Source organism: Pseudoalteromonas sp. US3C1004, assembly GCF_048401065.1.
In the GTDB taxonomy this organism is placed as follows: domain Bacteria; phylum Pseudomonadota; class Gammaproteobacteria; order Enterobacterales; family Alteromonadaceae; genus Pseudoalteromonas; species Pseudoalteromonas undina.
Map to the genome: position 1 here is coordinate 2,886,658 of NZ_CP183073.1, position 20,684 is coordinate 2,907,341.

Annotated in this window: 17 protein-coding genes and 3 rRNA genes; 7 read left to right on the forward strand and 13 right to left on the reverse strand. The window is 41.7% G+C overall.

The genetic code is table 11. The annotated features are described in order from the left end of the window. Nucleotides 1-17: 17 nt before the first annotated feature. A complete protein-coding gene (gene asnA / locus ACNSN3_RS13460; RefSeq protein WP_138596693.1) occupies nt 18-1,013 on the reverse strand; it encodes an aspartate--ammonia ligase in 996 nt (331 codons plus the stop codon). Nucleotides 1,014-1,197: 184 nt separating this feature from the next. On the opposite strand from asnA, the gene asnC reads away from it, so the two are divergent. Genes asnC through recG form a run of 3 tightly spaced genes read left to right on the forward strand, consistent with a single transcriptional unit; the run spans nt 1,198 to nt 4,523 of the window. Beyond that, on the forward strand, nt 1,198-1,656 hold the full coding sequence (asnC, locus tag ACNSN3_RS13465) for a transcriptional regulator AsnC (protein WP_008108204.1): 459 nt from the start codon (nt 1,198-1,200) through the stop codon (nt 1,654-1,656). Between the two features lie 41 nt (nt 1,657-1,697). After that, nucleotides 1,698-2,384, forward strand: a complete 687-nt coding sequence (gene trmH / locus ACNSN3_RS13470) for a tRNA (guanosine(18)-2'-O)-methyltransferase TrmH (RefSeq protein ID WP_418607725.1) — start codon at nt 1,698-1,700, stop codon at nt 2,382-2,384. 57 nt (nt 2,385-2,441) lie between these two features. Next, nucleotides 2,442-4,523, forward strand: coding sequence for an ATP-dependent DNA helicase RecG (recG, locus tag ACNSN3_RS13475; RefSeq protein WP_418607727.1), 2,082 nt, complete (start codon nt 2,442-2,444; stop codon nt 4,521-4,523). Nucleotides 4,524-4,844: 321 nt separating this feature from the next. Here recG and rrf read toward each other — a convergent pair. From rrf to ACNSN3_RS13490, 3 genes are all read right to left on the reverse strand, one after another. After that, nucleotides 4,845-4,959 (reverse strand): 5S ribosomal RNA (gene rrf, locus ACNSN3_RS13480). A 137-nt stretch (nt 4,960-5,096) separates the two neighbouring features. Further along, nucleotides 5,097-7,981, reverse strand: a 23S ribosomal RNA gene (locus ACNSN3_RS13485). A gap of 286 nt (nt 7,982-8,267) precedes the next feature. Further along, nucleotides 8,268-9,805 (reverse strand): 16S ribosomal RNA (locus tag ACNSN3_RS13490). Together the 16S, 23S and 5S rRNA genes form the textbook arrangement of a ribosomal RNA operon. 619 nt (nt 9,806-10,424) lie before the next feature. On the opposite strand from ACNSN3_RS13490, the gene ACNSN3_RS13495 reads away from it, so the two are divergent. Beyond that, on the forward strand, nt 10,425-10,904 hold the full coding sequence (locus ACNSN3_RS13495) for an RNA recognition motif domain-containing protein (RefSeq protein ID WP_418607729.1): 480 nt from the start codon (nt 10,425-10,427) through the stop codon (nt 10,902-10,904). Here ACNSN3_RS13495 and murI read toward each other — a convergent pair. Continuing rightward, the gene (gene murI / locus ACNSN3_RS13500) at nt 10,867-11,655 is read right to left on the reverse strand and encodes a glutamate racemase (RefSeq protein WP_418607730.1); all 789 of its coding nucleotides are present in this window, start codon (nt 11,653-11,655) and stop codon (nt 10,867-10,869) included. The genes ACNSN3_RS13495 and murI overlap by 38 nt on opposite strands. A 66-nt stretch (nt 11,656-11,721) precedes the next feature. Continuing rightward, complete coding sequence (locus tag ACNSN3_RS13505; RefSeq protein ID WP_010393043.1) at nt 11,722-12,846, reverse strand: DUF5610 domain-containing protein; 1,125 nt, start codon at nt 12,844-12,846, stop codon at nt 11,722-11,724. 163 nt (nt 12,847-13,009) lie between these two features. Between ACNSN3_RS13505 and trmA the strand changes: the two genes are divergently transcribed. Beyond that, nucleotides 13,010-14,107 carry a tRNA (uridine(54)-C5)-methyltransferase TrmA gene (trmA, locus tag ACNSN3_RS13510; RefSeq protein ID WP_075169544.1) on the forward strand — a complete coding sequence of 366 codons (1,098 nt, stop codon included), beginning with the start codon at nt 13,010-13,012 and terminating at the stop codon, nt 14,105-14,107. 9 nt (nt 14,108-14,116) lie between these two features. Here the strand turns inward: trmA and ACNSN3_RS13515 are convergent, their stop codons facing one another. The 5 genes from ACNSN3_RS13515 to ccoG form a co-directional block, all read right to left on the reverse strand. Then, the gene (locus tag ACNSN3_RS13515; RefSeq protein ID WP_109875875.1) at nt 14,117-14,569 is read right to left on the reverse strand and encodes a DUF523 domain-containing protein; all 453 of its coding nucleotides are present in this window, start codon (nt 14,567-14,569) and stop codon (nt 14,117-14,119) included. Between the two features lie 62 nt (nt 14,570-14,631). Further along, nucleotides 14,632-15,270: a thiol:disulfide interchange protein DsbA/DsbL gene (locus tag ACNSN3_RS13520; protein WP_008113400.1), complete on the reverse strand. Its 639-nt coding sequence runs from the start codon at nt 15,268-15,270 to the stop codon at nt 14,632-14,634. Between the two features lie 19 nt (nt 15,271-15,289). Beyond that, entirely contained in the window at nt 15,290-15,913 is a 624-nt protein-coding gene (locus ACNSN3_RS13525; protein WP_036980428.1) for a thiol:disulfide interchange protein DsbA/DsbL, read from the reverse strand. A 36-nt stretch (nt 15,914-15,949) separates the two neighbouring features. After that, nucleotides 15,950-16,924: a serine/threonine protein kinase gene (locus tag ACNSN3_RS13530; RefSeq protein WP_418607733.1), complete on the reverse strand. Its 975-nt coding sequence runs from the start codon at nt 16,922-16,924 to the stop codon at nt 15,950-15,952. A 78-nt stretch (nt 16,925-17,002) separates the two neighbouring features. Then, nucleotides 17,003-18,433 carry a cytochrome c oxidase accessory protein CcoG gene (gene ccoG, locus ACNSN3_RS13535; protein ID WP_418607734.1) on the reverse strand — a complete coding sequence of 477 codons (1,431 nt, stop codon included), beginning with the start codon at nt 18,431-18,433 and terminating at the stop codon, nt 17,003-17,005. A gap of 283 nt (nt 18,434-18,716) precedes the next feature. On the opposite strand from ccoG, the gene ACNSN3_RS13540 reads away from it, so the two are divergent. Together ACNSN3_RS13540 and ACNSN3_RS13545 are read left to right on the forward strand one after the other, a co-directional pair. Next, nucleotides 18,717-19,076, forward strand: coding sequence for a hypothetical protein (locus ACNSN3_RS13540; protein ID WP_010393028.1), 360 nt, complete (start codon nt 18,717-18,719; stop codon nt 19,074-19,076). Next, on the forward strand, nt 19,076-19,282 hold the full coding sequence (locus tag ACNSN3_RS13545; RefSeq protein ID WP_010393026.1) for a hypothetical protein: 207 nt from the start codon (nt 19,076-19,078) through the stop codon (nt 19,280-19,282). Before ACNSN3_RS13540 ends, ACNSN3_RS13545 begins: the two co-directional genes overlap by 1 nt. Nucleotides 19,283-19,314: 32 nt before the next feature. On the opposite strand, the gene ACNSN3_RS13550 is transcribed toward ACNSN3_RS13545, so the two are convergent. Together ACNSN3_RS13550 and ACNSN3_RS13555 are read right to left on the reverse strand one after the other, a co-directional pair. Then, nucleotides 19,315-19,902, reverse strand: coding sequence for a UPF0149 family protein (locus ACNSN3_RS13550; protein WP_054202945.1), 588 nt, complete (start codon nt 19,900-19,902; stop codon nt 19,315-19,317). Between the two features lie 21 nt (nt 19,903-19,923). Continuing rightward, the gene (locus tag ACNSN3_RS13555; protein WP_010393022.1) at nt 19,924-20,682 is read right to left on the reverse strand and encodes a type II secretion system protein N; all 759 of its coding nucleotides are present in this window, start codon (nt 20,680-20,682) and stop codon (nt 19,924-19,926) included. Nucleotides 20,683-20,684 lie beyond the last annotated feature (2 nt).

The window sequence follows — 20,684 nt, forward strand, 5'->3', positions numbered from 1 at the left end:
TAACAGCCCCTTATTCTTTATAGTAAGCCGTCTACACTGTCATAGGTTTGCGCTGGCCACACACCTACCTGCACTTGCCCTATGTGTTGTTTTTGTAATAACAGCATAGCCAAGCGAGACTGACCAATACCACCACCAATTGTTTGAGGAAATTTACTTTCTAACAATGCTTTATGCCAATCAAACTCTAAACGGTCTTCGTCACCGGTAATTCCCAATTGAGCTTGCAAAACTTCAGGGCTCACTCGAATTCCCATAGATGATATTTCGAAAGCATCTTCAAGAATTGGATTCCATACTAAAATATCGCCATTTAATCCCATATACTGATCACATGTTGGTGTTGACCAATCGTCGTAATCTGGCGCTCTCACATCATGAATTTTACCATCACTTAATGCTCCGCCAATACCAATTAAAAACACAGCACCATATTCTTGAGCAATCGCTTTCTCACGCTGCTTAGCGCTAAAGTCAGGGTACATTTTACGAAGCTCTTCACTGTGTACAAAAGTAATTTTAGCTGGCAAAAATGCTCTTAAGCCAAAGCTTGCACTAACATATTGTTCAGTGGCTTTAATACCTTGGTAAATTGTTTCAACCGTTTGCTTGAGAGTAGATAGCGAACGCTGCGTACTTTCACAAATAACTTGCTCCCAATCCCATTGATCAACATAAACAGAATGGATTGGGCTTAGTGAATCTTCATCAGGTCGCAACGCTTTCATTTGCGTATAAATTCCCTCACCTTGTGAAAAGCCATATTCACCCAAGATTTTACGCTTCCACTTAGCAAGAGAATGCACCACTTCGTAACGGCTATCTGCAATCGCTTTAATATTCACAGCCACGGCGTTCTCGTGCCCACTTAAGTTATCCTGTGTACCGTCGCCTACTTTAGCTAAAATAGGCGCTTGAACTTCAATTAAGCCCAGTTTTTGTTCTAATTGCTGCGAAAAGAACTGCTTAACTTTACTTATTTGCTGCTGCTGCTGCACATAATGTGAACTCATAATAATTGGCCTCATTCCCAGTTATTGTATTTACTACTTAGCGCAAATTACGCTTCAATGAGGTTATCGTAACAATTAAACTATTTAATTCAATATCCCATAATAAAAATAGCTTTACGATATTAAAACCATTAAAAAAGTGGTATAAAAACAACTAATACCATAATTTAAGGCCGCTATATCTATGGAAAATTATCAAATCGATAATCTTGATAAACAGATTCTGCATGCATTAATGGATAATGCGCGTACACCTTATGCTGAATTAGCAAAACGCTTTAGTGTAAGCGCAGGAACAATTCATGTGCGAATCGAAAAAATGAAACATGCAGGGATCATCACAGGTACTCAACTAACCATTAATACAAAGCAATTAGGTTACGATGTGTGTTGTTTTATTGGTATTAATTTGAACAACGCGCGCGATTATCCGCAAACACTTATAAAATTAGAATCATTAGAGGAAGTGGTCGAAGCATATTACACCACTGGTAATTACAGTATTTTTATTAAAGTAATGACCCGCTCTATCGATCATCTACAAGATGTACTAATCAATAAAATACAGGCAATAGAAGCCATTCAATCAACCGAAACCCTGATCTCATTACAAAACCCGATTAGTCGAACAGTGGTGCCTTAAGGTGAAAAATCTCGTATAATTTGCCGAAAAAGAGGACTCCAATGCAGCAAACTCGTTACCAAAGAATCGAAAGTGTACTTTCACGTCGTCAAACCGACCTTACCGTGTGTTTAGAAGACGTACACAAACACCATAACTTATCAGCAATTGTTAGAACGGCTGATGCCGTTGGTTGTCATCATGTGCATGCCGTGTGGCCAGAAAAACAAAAGTGGCTAACCAATAATACCTCTGGTGGTAGTAAAAACTGGTTAGACACACATCTTCACACAAACATAGATGATGCCGTTGCAAGTATGCGTGCTCATAATCCTGATGTACAAATTTTAGCTACGCATTTAAGTGAAGATGCTGTCGACTTCAGAGAAATTGATTACACTAAACCGACTGCAATTATTGTCGGTCAAGAAAAAACGGGGATCTCTCCACAAGCCTTAGAGTATGCAGATCAAAACATCATTATTCCAATGCAAGGCATGGTGCAGTCGTTAAATGTATCCGTTGCAGCAGCCCTAATTTTATTTGAGGCGCAGCGTCAACGTGATCTAGCTGGTTTATACAATAGAAATATGCTGAGTGAAGAAATTAAGCACCCAATGTACTTTGAAGGCTGCCACCCAATTATTGCAAGGCAATGCAAACAAAAAAACCTACCTTACCCTGCTCTTGATGAAAACGGCGAAATTGTTGCTGATGAACAGTTTTGGCAGGCGTTAAAACATACTTGATGCATATACAGTGTATCAGTACACTTAACTTACTAAATAATAATAATTGAGCCTACATTGTCTAAACCTAGCTTAAGCCAATACCCAATCACAGAACTTAAAGGCGTTGGTCCTAAAATGGCTGAACGGCTTTTAAAGCTAGGTATTAGTACAGTACAGGACATGCTATTTCATTTGCCGCTTAGGTATGAAGACAGAACCCGTATTTATACAATTAGTGAGTTGACCCCTCATAGCCACGTAACTGTTCAAGCAACCATTGAAACCAGTCAAATAACCTTTGGAAAGCGGCGCATGCTGGTTTGCCAAATAAATGATGGTACAGGTAGGTTAACACTACGATTTTTTAATTTTACCGCAGCACAAAAAAATGCATTTAGCACAGGCAAAATAATTCGTTGCTTTGGCGAAATACGTCGCGGACGTATTGGCTTTGAAATGAGTCATCCTGAATACAGTATTAGCGACACTTTTGAACAACAACCAACATCATCAACACTTACGCCAGTCTATTCAACAACCGAGGGGTTAAAGCAGCTCTCTATTAGGGCGTTGAGTGAACAGGCAATAGAATTACTTCAAAAGTATGCAGTAGAAGAGCTACTTCCCCAACAATGGCAACCATCGCAACTACCGTTAAGTGATGCGTTATTATTACTGCATCGCCCTCCTAATGATGTTGATATAAGTGCGCTTGAACAAGGGACTCACCCAGCTCAGCAGCGGCTCGTATTTGAAGAATTACTGGCGCAAAATCTCAGTTTATTAAAAGTAAGAGAACAGGGACAACAAGTTAAAGCCGTTGCACTTGAGCCCACTAATTCATTAGAAACACAATTTTTAGCACAATTACCCTTTGCGCCAACCAATGCACAAAGCCGTGTGGTATCAGAAATTAAAGCAGATATGCAACACGCTTACCCTATGATGCGACTTGTCCAAGGGGACGTTGGCTCTGGTAAAACACTAGTCGCAGCACTGAGCGCGTTAACTGCGATAGCAAAAGGCTACCAGGTCGCATTAATGGCGCCAACAGAGATATTGTCAGAGCAACACGGAATCAACTTTTCTAGCTGGTTTGAAAGCCTTGGAATAACGGTTGCTTGGTTAGGTGGTAAAACAAAAGGTAAAGAGCGCGTAAGTACACTTGCAATGATCGCCTCAGGTGAAGCGCAAATGATTATCGGTACCCATGCGTTATTTCAAGATGAAGTAAAATTTAACAATCTTGTACTTATCATTATTGATGAACAACACCGCTTTGGAGTTCATCAACGTTTATCATTGCGTGAAAAAGGCCGTTTTGGTGATTGTTATCCACATCAGCTAGTAATGACAGCAACTCCTATACCACGTACGCTGGCGATGACTGCCTATGCAGACTTAGAAACCTCAGTGATTGACGAATTACCACCTGGGCGGACTCCTATCACTACAGTTGCGATTCCTGATACTCGTCGAGATGACATTATTAGTCGCGTAAAACTTGCCTGTAACGAACAAGGTCGACAGGTTTACTGGGTATGTACACTAATAGACGAGTCTGAAGTACTACAATGCCAAGCAGCGGAAGACAGTGCATTACAGCTAAAAGAAGCATTACCTGAGCTTGCTATTGGCTTAGTCCATGGGCGAATGAAAGCTACGGAAAAGCAAGCCATTATGAGCGACTTTAAAGCGGGTAAAATTCATGTACTTGTGGCAACAACCGTGATCGAAGTTGGGGTTGATGTGCCTAATGCGAGTTTGATTATTATCGAAAACCCTGAGCGCCTAGGTTTAGCACAGCTTCACCAACTACGTGGCCGCGTAGGCCGTGGAGCTACGGCATCTCACTGCGTGCTTTTATACCATGCACCACTTTCACATACCGCACAGAAACGGTTAGGAGTACTGCGCGATAGTAACGACGGATTTGTTATCGCAGAACGTGATTTAGAAATACGCGGCCCAGGTGAAGTTCTTGGGACCAAACAAACCGGCTTAGCAGAATTTAAAATTGCAGACTTAACAAGAGATAAGCAAACCTTAAATCAAGTTAGACCCATAGCACAACAGATGTTGAAGCAATATCCTCAGTATGTAGACCCTCTCATTCAACGCTGGTTAGGCAACAAGTCAAATTACGCACAAGCTTAGTAACTTATTCGCATAAAGCCACATATTAATTTTCCCAACTAGTTATTCCCTATACCACAACTATTTCCCTACACCTTGCGCCTGTTTTTTCACTTCCCTGCAGATACAAAAAAGCCCGACTCTTTTGAATCAGGCTTGCTTGTATTTAGAGTCGGTGCGCTATTTTGCCCATGGGTTTAGTAATACTCAACCCTCGTAACGCTGTGCAGCTGATAGCTGACGGCTGACGGCTGACGGCTGACGGCTGACGGCTAATACTTTCACTTTCCTACAGACGTAAAAAAGCCCGACTCTTTCGAGTCGGGCTTTCTTGTATTTGGAGCCTGGTAATGTCCTACTTTCACATAACAAATGCTACACTATCATCGGCGCTGTTTCGTTTCACTACTGAGTTCGGCATGGGGTCAGGTGGGTCCAAAACGCTATTGTCACCAAGCAAATTTGGGTGTCAGTCCGTATTACTACGCACTAACTAAAATTTGGAATTCTGATAATAAAGTCTTCTAGTATCTACTTTAGTTATATTAACTTCTTCGCTTGTTTCACTATCACATAAAACGCGTTTGGCGTTGTATGGTTAAGCCTCACGGGTAATTAGTACAAGTTAGCTTAATGGCTCACACCACTTCCACATCTTGCCTATCAACGTTGTAGTCTTCAACGGCCCTTCAGAGACTTTAAAAGTCTAGTGAGAACTCATCTCGAGGCCTGCTTCGCGCTTAGATGCTTTCAGCGCTTATCAGTTCCGAACGTAGCTACCGGGCAATGCCATTGGCATGACAACCCGAACACCAGCGGTTCGTTCACTCCGGTCCTCTCGTACTAGGAGCAACCCCTCTCAATTCTCAAACGCCCACGGCAGATAGGGACCGAACTGTCTCACGACGTTCTAAACCCAGCTCGCGTACCACTTTAAATGGCGAACAGCCATACCCTTGGGACCGACTTCAGCCCCAGGATGTGATGAGCCGACATCGAGGTGCCAAACACCGCCGTCGATATGAACTCTTGGGCGGTATCAGCCTGTTATCCCCGGAGTACCTTTTATCCGTTGAGCGATGGCCCTTCCATTCAGAACCACCGGATCACTATGACCTACTTTCGTACCTGCTCGACGTGTCTGTCTCGCAGTTAAGCTGGCTTCTACCATTACACTAACCGTACGATGTCCGACCGTACTTAGCCAACCTTCGTGCTCCTCCGTTACTCTTTGGGAGGAGACCGCCCCAGTCAAACTACCCACCAGGCACTGTCCGTAACCCCGATTCAGGGGCCAACGTTAGAACATCAAAACTACAAGGGTGGTATTTCAAGGACGACTCCACAAAAACTAGCGTCTCTGCTTCTAAGTCTCCCACCTATCCTACACATGTAGGTTCAATGTTCAGTGCCAAGCTGTAGTAAAGGTTCACGGGGTCTTTCCGTCTAGCCGCGGGTACACAGCATCTTCACTGCGATTTCAATTTCACTGAGTCTCGGGTGGAGACAGCGTGGCCATGGTTACACCATTCGTGCAGGTCGGAACTTACCCGACAAGGAATTTCGCTACCTTAGGACCGTTATAGTTACGGCCGCCGTTTACCGGGGCTTCGATCAAGAGCTTCTCCGAAGATAACCCCATCAATTAACCTTCCGGCACCGGGCAGGTGTCACACCGTATACGTCATCTTGCGATTTTGCACAGTGCTGTGTTTTTAATAAACAGTCCCAGCCACCTGGTCACTGCGGCTCCAATCAGCTTAGAGAGCAAGTCTCATCACCAATCGGAGCGTACCTTCTCCCGAAGTTACGGTACGATTTTGCCTAGTTCCTTCACCCGAGTTCTCTCAAGCGCCTTAGTATTCTCTACCTGACCACCTGTGTCGGTTTGGGGTACGATTCGGTATAATCTGAAGCTTAGAGGCTTTTCCTGGAAGTATGGCATCAGCAACTTCATCACCTTGGTGACTCGTCTCGTGTCTCAGCCTAACAGCAACCCGGATTTACCTAAGTCACTAGCCTACACACTTTCACATGGACTACCATCGCCATGCTTGCTTAGCCTGCTCCGTCCCCCCATCGCAATTATACCAAGTACGGAAATATTAATCCGTTTCCCATCGACTACGCCTTTCGGCCTCGCCTTAGGGGTCGACTTACCCTACCCTGATTAACATGGGATAGGAACCCTTGGTCTTCCGGCGTGCGGGTTTTTCACCCGCATTATCGTTACTCATGTCAGCATTCGCACTTCTGATACGTCCAGCATACCTCCCGGTACACCTTCAACCGCTTACAGAACGCTCCCCTACCACTCAGAATAAATTCTGAATCCGCAGCTTCGGTGCATAGTTTAGCCCCGTTACATCTTCCGCGCAGACCGACTCGACCAGTGAGCTATTACGCTTTCTTTAAAGGATGGCTGCTTCTAAGCCAACCTCCTGGCTGTCTGGGCCTTTCCACATCGTTTCCCACTTAACTATGACTTTGGGACCTTAGCTGGCGGTCTGGGTTGTTTCCCTCTTCACGACGGACGTTAGCACCCGCCGTGTGTCTCCCGGATATTACTTTACGGTATTCGGAGTTTGCAAAGGGTTGGTAAGTCGGGATGACCCCCTAGCCTTAACAGTGCTCTACCCCCGTAAGTATTCGTCCGAGGCTCTACCTAAATAGATTTCGGGGAGAACCAGCTATCTCCCGGTTTGATTAGCCTTTCACTCCTAACCACAGGTCATCCCCTAACTTTTCAACGTTAGTGGGTTCGGTCCTCCAGTTGATGTTACTCAACCTTCAACCTGCCCATGGCTAGATCACCGGGTTTCGGGTCTATACCTTGCAACTATTCGCCCAGTTAAGACTCGGTTTCCCTACGGCTACCCTAATCGGTTAACCTCGCTACAAAATATAAGTCGCTGACCCATTATACAAAAGGTACGCAGTCACCCTCGAAGGGCTCCTACTGCTTGTACGTACACGGTTTCAGGTTCTATTTCACTCCCCTCACAGGGGTTCTTTTCGCCTTTCCCTCACGGTACTGGTTCACTATCGGTCAGTTGGGAGTATTTAGCCTTAGATGATGGTCCACCTATATTCAGTCAAAGTTTCACGTGCTCCGACCTACTCGATTTCACTTAAAATGCGTTTTCATGTACGGGACTATCACCCTGTATCGTGGCACTTTCCAGAGCCTTCCATTAACACATAATAAGCTTAAGGGCTGTTCCGATTTCGCTCGCCGCTACTATCGGAATCTCGGTTGATTTCTTTTCCTACGGGTACTTAGATGTTTCAGTTCTCCGCGTTCGCCTCGTTAACCTATGTATTCAGTTAACGATACCTGCAAGCAGGTGGGTTTCCCCATTCGGAAATCCTAGTCTCAAGTGCTTTTTACTAGCTTGACTAGGCTTATCGCAAGTTAATACGTCCTTCATCGCCTCCAACTGCCAAGGCATCCACCGTGTACGCTTAGTCACTTAACCATACAACCCAAACGGGTCTTTGTTTTGTGACAGTTTAACTTCGCCAGAAGTTAATATTGAATACTAAAGTAGATACCAATTAATCCGAGGATTAAATGGCACTGAATGATACTGCTATCATTCTTTTTTACTTTTGAAAACTCTGTACAAATACAATGTATTCATACGAATTTTATTATCAGCTTTTCCAAATTTTTAAAGAGCATATTAATTAGTTAACCCAAAGGGTAAAACTAACTAACAATCATCTGTGTGGACACTACGAACAAATAAGTTCTAAATCGTATAAGGAGGTGATCCAGCCCCAGGTTCCCCTAGGGCTACCTTGTTACGACTTCACCCCAGTCATGAATCACTCCGTGGTAAACGTCCTCCCGAGGGTTAGACTATCTACTTCTGGAGCAACCCACTCCCATGGTGTGACGGGCGGTGTGTACAAGGCCCGGGAACGTATTCACCGCGTCATTCTGATACGCGATTACTAGCGATTCCGACTTCATGGAGTCGAGTTGCAGACTCCAATCCGGACTACGACGCACTTTAAGTGATTCGCTTACCTCTCGCGAGGTTCGCAGCACTCTGTATGCGCCATTGTAGCACGTGTGTAGCCCTACACGTAAGGGCCATGATGACTTGACGTCGTCCCCACCTTCCTCCGGTTTATCACCGGCAGTCTCCTTAGAGTTCTCAGCATTACCTGCTAGCAACTAAGGATAGGGGTTGCGCTCGTTGCGGGACTTAACCCAACATCTCACAACACGAGCTGACGACAGCCATGCAGCACCTGTATCAGAGTTCCCGAAGGCACCAAACCATCTCTGGTAAGTTCTCTGTATGTCAAGTGTAGGTAAGGTTCTTCGCGTTGCATCGAATTAAACCACATGCTCCACCGCTTGTGCGGGCCCCCGTCAATTCATTTGAGTTTTAACCTTGCGGCCGTACTCCCCAGGCGGTCTACTTAATGCGTTAGCTTTGAAAAACAGAACCGAGGTTCCGAGCTTCTAGTAGACATCGTTTACGGCGTGGACTACCAGGGTATCTAATCCTGTTTGCTCCCCACGCTTTCGTACATGAGCGTCAGTGTTGACCCAGGTGGCTGCCTTCGCCATCGGTATTCCTTCAGATCTCTACGCATTTCACCGCTACACCTGAAATTCTACCACCCTCTATCACACTCTAGTTTGCCAGTTCGAAATGCAGTTCCCAGGTTGAGCCCGGGGCTTTCACATCTCGCTTAACAAACCGCCTGCGTACGCTTTACGCCCAGTAATTCCGATTAACGCTCGCACCCTCCGTATTACCGCGGCTGCTGGCACGGAGTTAGCCGGTGCTTCTTCTGTCAGTAACGTCACAGCTAGCAGGTATTAACTACTAACCTTTCCTCCTGACTGAAAGTGCTTTACAACCCGAAGGCCTTCTTCACACACGCGGCATGGCTGCATCAGGCTTGCGCCCATTGTGCAATATTCCCCACTGCTGCCTCCCGTAGGAGTCTGGGCCGTGTCTCAGTCCCAGTGTGGCTGATCATCCTCTCAAACCAGCTAGGGATCGTCGCCTTGGTGAGCCATTACCTCACCAACTAGCTAATCCCACTTGGGCCAATCTAAAGGCGAGAGCCGAAGCCCCCTTTGGTCCGTAGACATTATGCGGTATTAGCAGTCGTTTCCAACTGTTGTCCCCCACCTCAAGGCATGTTCCCAAGCATTACTCACCCGTCCGCCGCTCGTCAGCAAAGTAGCAAGCTACTTTCTGTTACCGCTCGACTTGCATGTGTTAGGCCTGCCGCCAGCGTTCAATCTGAGCCATGATCAAACTCTTCAATTAAAAAGTTTTATGTCTTTCGACAGCTCAATGAATTCTGAATTTATTTAATATCTTTCGATATTGAATTGACTGTGCTGAATAACTACCGAAGTAATTATTCTGTTGGTCACTCAGTTTCAATTGAGACTCTAAATTTGTTTGCCTCACTACCTAAGTAGCTTGGCTGTTAGAACTCAATCTGTACGAGTGCCCACACAGATGATTGCTTTATATTGTTAAAGAACGTTGCGACGTTGTCGCTAGGGATGCGTATAATACATCCTTTATTTTTCGAGTCAATACTTAATTTTAAACTTTCTTACGATGATTTAAACTTAAGTTTTATTTAACTCTCTGAGTAGTTCGTGCCTCGCTATGCGTTGGCGTTCCCCGTCTCAGTGGGGTCGCATTATAGGGAGATCCGAAAACAGATCAACCTTTTTTTTAGATCTTTTTACTGTTTGCTCAACTTTCAAGCAAATACTATTGAAATGGTATGGAAAGAGCTTACTTTAGGTCGTTTTTTGCACTCTTATTAACTATTTACTATAAATTTCATTGCTATGTTCAATTAAGACGTTAAGATAGCAAGCTCACAATGTTAAATTAATGTTTATTTCCTGTTTATTGGTAGATCAAAATGAAATTACCCGATCAAAAATCTTTTATCTTTGCAGTTATTCTTGCTGTTGTTGGTTTTGTTATCGTTAAGTTTGTACTTGCAAGCCTAGCATTAGACCCTGCACTACTATTTGGTGCTGGTTTATTAATTGGTGGACTTGTCATTGCTGCAATGTCATCAGTAAGTGCAGAAGAAGCCGAAGTAAAAACAAAAACACTTTATGTTGGCAATCTTCCTTATCGCGCAAATGAAGGCGTTGTACGTGCTTTGTTCGAAGAGCAAGGCAAGGTATTTAATGTTCGTTTATTGAAAGATAAGAATACTGGCAAACGTCGCGGCTTTGGTTTTGTTGAAATGGCTCAAGCTGATGCGGATAACGCAATTGCTAAGTTAAATGATAGTGAGTTCCAACAACGTACTTTAAAAGTACGTGAAGCAAAACAAAAACAAGAAGATGATTCTAACTCTTATCGTTCAGAGTCGGATCAAACAGTGTAACTTGCTTAACGGCTAGTTTATCACTACATATATCAGCCGTTGCATAATACCGCAGCGGCTTTTTTATGCCTGCTTGATCATCGCTTAAATTCAGTAAAGATCTAACTCGCTTAGCAATAGCCGCACCAGAATCTAACAACTCTATATGTGCTTTAAAGTAATCACTAATTGGTTTAGCAAGAATAGGAAAGTGAGTACAGCCTAATACCAGCACATCGATATCTTTATTAATATTTAATCGGTTTAACTCAGTGTGCAGCTTTTCTATATCTAAGTATTGGGTAAAAAAGAATGTTTCTGCCAGGGTGACCAATTCAACACTACTATATAAGCTTGTAGTTATAAGTGAGGCATGCTCTTTAATCAGTGTATCCGTATATGAACTTGCTACTGTAGCAGGGGTTGCCAATAATCCAATATGCTTTGATTGTGTTATTTGTGCTGCGGGCTTAATCGCAGGTACAACCCCTACAATTGGAATATCTGTTATTTGACGTACCGCACTTAATGCAGATGTTGAGGCGGTATTGCAGGCTATAACAATTAAGTCGACATTGAGCGACTCATTTTTGATAAATTGGATTAGTCCACATAAGCGACTAATTATAGTCTGCTGCGACTGTGCACCATAAGGCAATAATGCATTATCCATGAAGTAACTATATTGAGCGTGAGGAATGCTTTGCTGAATATGCTCAAGTACTGTGGTTCCACCTATACCTGAATCAAATACCATGATGTGCGCTGACAAACTACCATTCCTACTCTTTACTTAGAACGGCAGTTTGCCATGAGGCTTTTATAAAAGAAAGTAGTTTTACTCAGCGTCTAGTTTTGCAGTAGCTGTGTTTAATTTATCTAAGTTTTCAAACATGGTGTTAGTGTAATCAACCAGTTTATCTATTTCTTGTTGATCTTGATTTAGCCATTGAATGATACCTGATAGCTGGCTTTCTAATCCTAGTGCTTGCGCTTTAGAGTAAGCCGATTTTAGATCATCATTAAAAGGCGCGACAGTTTCGGCAATGGCCTTTTCTGAGGTTGGCTTAATTTGTTCATACTCTTTAATAGCTGCCACAGTTTTGCTTTGACGTAAGTCCATTGAAAATGCCACCAGCTGTTCATTTCCTAAGCTGAGTTCTTGGGCTTGTTCAAATGCTTTATCTAAGTCGCCACTGAAAAAGGTTTTACTTACATCTTGTAACTCTGCCATTAAATCATTTATAGCTTGCTGTTCGTCTTCATTAAGCTCTCCATTTACTGACATAGAAAATGACAACTCGCGAGATTCAGAAAATTGCGTACTAAATGCTTGTGAGCTTTCAGTTTGCTGATAGCGACTAGATGACTGAGATTGATAAGCATCTGCAAAACTAATACTCACCTCATCACCTTCTGCGGTGGTAAAAGTGTAATCAGCGCTGTTACTAAGGTTCACATATTGCGATTGACTAACCGTTACGCTTGCTGGCTGAGGATTAAATAAGTTCTGCTCAAATTTATCAAGGCCATTAAAGATGCCCTCTTTTGATTTATCAATACCCTCTTCAAGCTCTTGATTAAATACGCCCATACCTTTTAATTCATCGACAGCTTCATCAACACCTGTTTGCACGCCTTTACGTGCCTGGTTAAGTATATCTTGTAGCTTGTCATCATCGGCACCATTGGCTTTGGCTTTTTTTACTGAGCTTGTGACAAAGTCTAAAACATTTTTGACTACTTCATTAAAATCAAACAATGGTTTGTCTTTTTTCGCTTCAGCAACCGGCAAGCCTAATTCTTTTGCCATTTTGTCACCCAATACGGCAGCAGCCAATTCTTTTCCGCGTTGCTGATAGCTAGTTGGTGGGGAGTCTATTTTAGGCTGTGGCATTGCTTGCTTAGTATTGTATTTATTGGCATTGCTGTTTGGAACAAAACTAAAGTTACCTATTTTCATGAGAAGACTCCTATTTAGACATACTCTTATATCGGCCAAGTAAGCCTATACTGTAGTAAAATGCTTAAAAAAGCTCACTATATTTGATCAAAACTAGACAAATACGCTTCGCTCCCTACAATAGCGCCGATAAACAGATCTCAACGATAAGGTTATACCGTTAATGGCAGTTATAAATATAGATACCACGCAGTACGATGCACAATTAAATGAAAAAGAGCAGCGTATTACAGAGCAGTTTCAACGTTTCGGTGTAAAACAGTTAGAAGTATTTAGCTCTGAGCCTATTAACTACCGTCAACGTGCAGAATTTAGAGTATGGCACGATGGCGACGATCTGTTTCATATTATGTTTGATCAACAAACGAAAGATAAAATACGTGTCGATACCTTTGATCCTGCAGCTCCTTTAGTAGGTGAAGTTATGCAGATAATGATTGATAACTTAAAAGGCTGCGAAGTACTGCGTCGTAAATTATTCCAAATAGATTATTTATCGACCCTCAGCGGTGAAATTTTAGTGAGCTTGCTTTATCACAAGCCACTTGATGAACACTGGTTAACTGAGATTAATGCCTTAAAGGAAAAGCTAAGTAGCCAGTACAAAATTGACTTTATTGGCCGTGCACGTAAGCAAAAAGAAAAATTAGGCGATGACTTTGTTACTGAGCGTTTAATGGTAAATGGCCAAGAGCTAATCTATCAACAGGTAGAAAATAGCTTTACTCAGCCTAATGCGAAGGTGAATATTAAAATGTTAGAGTGGGCACAAGAGCTATGTAAACCACTAAACAATGATTTACTAGAGCTGTATTGTGGTAACGGAAACTTTTCAATTGCACTTGCGGGCTCATTTAATAAAGTGCTGGCAACAGAAATATCAAAATCGTCTGTGCATTCAGCGCAATATAATATTGCTCAAAACAAAGTAACTAACTTAGATATTATTCGCATGTCGAGCGAAGAGTTTACTCAGGCAATGAAAGGCGAGCGTACTTTCTCTCGCTTAGATGGTATTGACCTTAGTAGTTACAACTGCCAAACCATTCTAGTCGACCCACCTCGTGCCGGCATGGATACCCTAACGTGTGATTTAGTGGCTAACTATGAGAATATTATTTATATCTCATGTAACCCAGATACGTTAGAGCGTGACCTTGATCACTTATGCCAAACCCATGAGGTTAAGCGCTTTGCAATATTTGATCAATTCCCATACACACACCATATTGAATCTGGTGTATTTTTACAGAAAAAATAAAATCCAATACTATAATGCCAGCGCCTTGATAAGTGCTGGTATTTGCTCTTCACTAAATACTTTAACTTGATGCTTTACCAATAACTTAGCGGTCAGCCCCATGCCTTTTACTTTCACCCCACTATGGCTTCCATCATAAATTGTATTACGGCCACACGAAGGACTAGACTCTTTTAGTAAAGCAAAGCGAATATTATGCTTATTACAAAGGGCTAATGCTTTATTAGCGCCAGCTTCAAATGCACTTGTTACATCCTCGGCAGTATTTGTAATAACTCGATTTTGCTTTATCTCAGCGGGCGCTCTAGGCACGAGTAAGCCACCAGCAATCTCAGGACAAAATACGATTAATCTATTTTGCTTTTGCCACAAATTAAGTTGAGGGTGCAATATTGTTTGGCCTTTACCATCATAACGAACTGGCAAACCTAACAAACAACTTGAGATTAAAATTTTTTCCATAATGAATTTTCTTCTCCAAATAAAAAAGCTCCTTTCGGAGCTTTTTTATTTCACTAAACTACTTATTTATTTGCTAAGTAGTTAATAAGTGCGCTTACATCTTCTGGCGATGAAATACCTGACTCGCCACCTAAGTTAAGCTTATATTTACCATTAACAATAAATGTTGGAACGCCACGCAGTGCCCCTTTTCCTTTAAAGTAATCTTGGTCGCGCTTCATTTTAGAGCTCAGTGTACGTACCGAGAAGCTTTCAAATAATTTATCAAATTTGTCGCCATCCACACCTTGCGCTAAAAATACATCTTTTACATCTGCAAGCTCATTAAAACGAGCACGCTTTGCGTGAATGTGGTCAAACATCGCTGAAATAATTTTATCTTTTTGCGGTAGTACTTCAGCAGTAGCTAGTGCTTGGCTGATCATGGTTTGATGTTCTGGGTCACGAACGCCCACGAAATCCACATGGCTTTTCTTAAACTTTACGTTTTTGTCTAGCTTAGGTTTGATCTCAGCAAGCAGTGGCTCCATGTTATTACATGCAGGGCAGTAAAAAGAGAAAAACTCTTTTACTTCTGGCTTTCTGGTTGCACGATCAGAGACGACATCATAATGTACGCCCTCTTCGTAAGTGGCAGCAAAACTGGTTGCAGCTAAAGGGAGTAATACAGCAAGCAACCCTGCTTTAACTAATTTGATCATTATTATGGTGCTCCAAAAATTATAGTTTTAGTAAAAAGCTAATTAACTCATCAAGTTCTTGTTGGCTCTTGATTGTATTAATATTGATTTTATATTTGTCATTTACGATAAATGTAGGTACGCCAGTTAATGCGCCAAGCTCAGAATATTTATTCTGCTTATCTTGCATGGCACGTTCAGCTGCTATGATAGGCAAACTAGCAATATCATTATCAAATGTGCTGTTATCAATTGCGTTAAGCTCTAATAACTTCTTAACGTCTTTAATTTCTGTTAATGGTGCACGCTGAATATGGATGCTTTTAAAAATTTGCGCTGTTACTGCTTCGGCTTGACCATGTTTTTTTGCAATTAAGTAAGCAAAGCTCAGGTTACTTTGTGCTTGTGGTGAAACGCCCCCTAAAAAGTTAACATGATTTTTTACAAACTCAGCCCCTTCAGGTAAGTTTTCTGCAATCCCTTTTGCTACCGGCTCAAATTTAAAACAGTGCGGGCAATAGAAAGAGAAGAATTCGGTTACGTTTGGCGTTTTACTCTTTTCAACGTCAATCACAGTATATTGATTACCTGCTTCAAAGTTGGCAGCTAGTGCTGCGAAAGGTAAACATAGGATCAGTAAACTTAGTTTTAATTTTTTAAGCATGAATATCTCGTTATACTTCTTTTTTAAATAAAAATATTATGGCAATAATTTTAACGGGGTTTCTTGCAAAGCTGCAAGCTGCTCTTTAAGCGCTAAAATTTGTTGCTCCCAGTATTTGTCATCTGCAAACCATGAAAAGTTCCGTACAAAAGCTGGATCGCTCCAACGTTTTGCAACCCAACCCATGTAATGAATCATACGCATGGCGCGAAGCGGTTCGATCAGCTTCAGTTGTGAGTGATCAAAATCACAAAACTCTTCATACGCATTCACTAAAGTGTCTAACTGTAACAGCTGTGTTTGTCGATCGCCACTGAGCATCATCCATAAATCTTGAATTGCAGGTCCTTGGCGGCTATCGTCTAAATCAACAAACATCAGCGCATCCCCAGCCCATAAAATATTACCAGCATGGCAGTCTCCGTGTAAGCGAATACTGTCTACATTTTTATATTGCAGCTGCGCTTGGGCAATAACTAAATCTAAAATAGTGTAAAAGGAAGTTTCTAATCCCATAGGAACTAAATTACTTTTTTGTAAGTGAACTTTAGCTGTATGCAGGTATTCATCGCAGCTAACAGTTGGTCTTTGGGTAAAGGGCTGCGTTTTCGCTACTTGGTGCATGCGACCAATTAAACGCCCTAGTACGTCAAGCTGATCTAAATTATCGACTTCAAATAAACGCCCGCCTACACTTGGGAATAAAGTAAATAAATACCCTTGGTGTTCAAATAAGCTTTGCCCATTATGCTTTATTGGCGCAACCACCGGTACTTCTGCGGCTGCCAGTTCAAAAGCAAAATCATGTTCCTCTTGAATTTGTGCTTTGCTCCAGCGCTCAGGCCGATAAAACTTAACAACGTAACGTTTTCCACCCTCAGCTACAAATTGATACACTCGATTTTCGTAGCTATTTAGCGCTAGCAACCCTGACTCAGCGTAAATATCAACGCTTTCGATGGCATCCAAAATAAGATCTGGGGTTAAGTCAATAAAGCTAAATTTACTCATATACTTCTTATATAAAAGAAAAGCGGGAATATCCCGCTTTTTTGTTAATATCAGTGTTCGTCTTTTAATACAGACTCTTTATCGCGCTTTAAAAAAGTTACTTTGCTGCGATATTTGGTTATCGGGTTCGTTTATTGGCGACAGTACAAAGTTAAACTCGGTCATTGGCGCTTTTAAATCATAAGGGTCCATTACTAATGATAACGGCACATTATGCGATTCACCAGCGTTCACCGTAAAGGTGGTATCACCTATGTATTTATAGTTATCTAACCCTTTAACATCAATAGAGAATGTTTGCTCGTACTGTGCCTTATTAATCACTTTTAAGGTGTAGGTGTTTTCAACTAAGCCATTAAAATCGACACGATACAACTGATTGCGATCACGGATAATATCAAAGTCCATAGGTTTACGCATGGCTATATTGGCTATCAACGCACCGGTAAGTAAGACTAAAATAATACTGTAACCAATCAGTTTAGGACGCAGCGGATGAGTTTTATTCTCTGGGGTTTCCAAGTTCCGCTCGGTGGTATAAGAGATTAGGCCTCGAGGATAATTCATTTTGTCCATTACGCCGTCACAGGCGTCAATACACGCGCCACAGTTTATACACTCGTATTGCAGACCATTACGAATATCAATCCCAGTTGGGCAAACTTGCACACACAAGTTACAGTCAATACAATCACCTAACCCCAGCTCTTTTGGGTCTTGTTTACGTGACCGTGGCCCGCGGTTTTCACCACGCGCTTCATCGTAGCTTACAGTAAAGGTGTCTTTATCAAACATTGCTGACTGAAAACGTGAGTATGGGCATATATGTAAACACATAATCTCGCGCATCCAACCCGCGTTACCATAAGTACAAATAGTAAATACAATAATACTAACTAAGGCATAACCGCCTACGTTAAAGGTAACAAATTCAGGGAGTAGTTCGCGAATAGGCGTAAAATAACCAACAAAAGTTAACGCGGTATACAAAGAAAATAACACCCAACTAGTGTGCTTTGCGGTTTTTCGCCAGAATTTGTCAAAATCCATTGGCCGTTGGTCTAACTTTTTACGTTGGTTAGCACTGCCCTCAAACTTTTCTTCAAACCAAATAAAAATAAAGGTCCATACTGTTTGCGGACAGGTATAGCCACACCATACGCGACCATAAAAAGTAGTCACTAAAAATAGAGCAAACGCCGCAAGCATAAAAATAAATGCAAGAATAGTGAAGTCTTGTGGCCATAGGGTTAAACCAAAAATATTAAACTTTTGCTCCATTAGCTCAAACAAAACAGCTTGCTGGCCATTAAAGTTGATCCAAGGCAATAACATAAACGCTAACATGCCTAAAAAGCCGATACGTTGTCTTAGTAATTGATGAAGCCCTGTAACCGCACGTACATAAATGCGATTGCGGGGGTTAAATCTATCTTCTTGACGGCTCAGATCAGGTTTTTGGATCTTAACCTCTGTTGGTATGTTTTTTACTTTAATTTGCTTATCCATTGAAGTTCCTCAACGCCGCTAGGAAATAAAAATTCAGCAATCTTTTTGTACTTTTCGCCTAAGTGTAACAACTTGCATGCTAAACATAATACGCTTTAAGTCGCACTTGTGTACTTTCAGATATTTCAGAAATATCTAACTACTGCCTCTTATTATACGCATATTAGCTAAAATTACTGACTAGATTGCTAATAATTTATTCAATTTGTGACTTGCTTTTAAAGTGTATTTTATTACACTTGCCGGCTACTAAAGTGTTGTTTGGATCAAGGTTTGTATATTTATGAAGAAATTTTTTATACTAGTGGTTGTGATCCTAGCATTTTTTACCGTTGATCATCCTTTGGTAAAAGAGCCGCGCGAACGGTTGCTCGGTGATGGTATCGGTTTGTTAAGCAGCTCAACTAAAGTAGATCGCTTTCCTGTAGCAACCATGACGAGAAATAAAGTGAATCAACAGTTAGCACTTTCTCGTTCTGAGCAAGACTATGTTGCTAAAACATTTACTACGGATGAATCAGTCAAGTTATTTGAACTACGCTATTGTCGCCAAGGTGATCTAAACCTCTATTTTTACGAAGAACGATTACTTACTGTATGTCGTATTATCAAAGAGTCATTAGCGCAAGCGAGAGTAAAGTAATGGATTTTTCTGGATTAAATAAAAAAGCAAGTAACTCATTTCATAAACATCGCACCATGCTTAAGCAATTGGCACAGGGTAAAACGTTAAAATGCGAACATTGTAATGGCGTATTAACCCTTAACTTAGCCACCAGCGAACCCGGTAAAGGAGTAATACAGTGCAAACAAGGTTGCACTGATATTGAATTAGAAATTGGCGGTTAGGTGTTAAGAACAACGTTTAAGCGCTAGAAAACTTACTCCTCCCACCCTTCATCAGTATATAAACCACTGTTAAGCGCTACAATTTCGATAAGTTCAGCAAAACCTAATGCAAAGTCGCCCATTAACTCGTACTGCTGCTCACATAAGTGTAATTCATCAATATTATTTTGCTGTGCAATTTGCTTAATGATTGGTTTATCGAGTGCAAAAAAACTGAGCGTAGCCTGTGCGCTTTCAAGCGCTTGCTTGTATTGAATGTCTAGTTGCTCACTTGCTAATAACTTATGGGTATACGCTTGGCTTGCGGTTAAAAAACCCGCAGACCAGTGCTGGCAAAAGTCATATTCAAACTCAGCGGGTAACTTATAACCCAGCTCAAATACTTGCTCACTCACTTGATGATGTAACGCCATAAATAAAAACAATATGTCTTCATCAAGGTCGTTTGCTGTATCAGGGAGAATATTTTCTAACCATTGGTGAACTTCTAATGGCTCAGGTGAACATATAACGCCAAATAAATAACCTTGGCTTTGGGTAAGGCTCATTGCGCCTGATTGGGTATTTAAAAACTCGCTGAGCAGCTTAGCATGCTGCTCAGTAAACTGAGGTATTTGCATTAAAACTCTTTATATAAAATATTAAAATTTAAGTGGGTAACGACCTTGGTTATCTGGTCTGCCTAAAAACTTCACCGCGTCATGAACTTCTTTGGGTAAAGTTAGATCAGGTTTAACGTATCCCGCAACTTTAAAGTCAAAATTAGCCTTTAGTGTAGCATCTGCCTCTAGCCCTAATCTATTGTCTGGCTCGATGAGTATAGCAACATCGCCCGACTTACAACTTAATTTGCCACTAAGATCACCAATATTGAACCAACCAGTTAAACCTTGTACGTCAATATCAGGACTGGCTATTTCACCTTGTAGTGATTGGCAATATGGCGCTCCAGAAACGTATTCATCAAGCTCTAAGATTACACGTCCTTTAGCAGTAACTGGTAACGGTAAATCAATTCGCTGCATTGCTCGCTCAACCGTTGAACGCACTACGGTATCAGTTATTTTAAGTTCATCATTTGCTAGTGAATAACTAATATCTGCATAGCCCGATATGTCACTGCGTTCGCGAGGATTACCAAAGCGTAAGTTAGTATTCACTTGAGCTTTAAATAACGCCCAGCCAGATATATCCCAGCGTACATTATTTAATTGCTCACCTTCAAAGCGCAGCTGCATCACCTGTCCCTGCCACAACGTGCCGGCAGTTTGTCCTATTTCTAGCTGCGGTGGAAAATACGGTTTAGCTAAATTTACAGCAACCGCGGCCGGTAATTTAATAACGCTAAAAACAATAAAGCTCATTAAAAAAACGATGGATAATATTATTATTTTTTTCATTA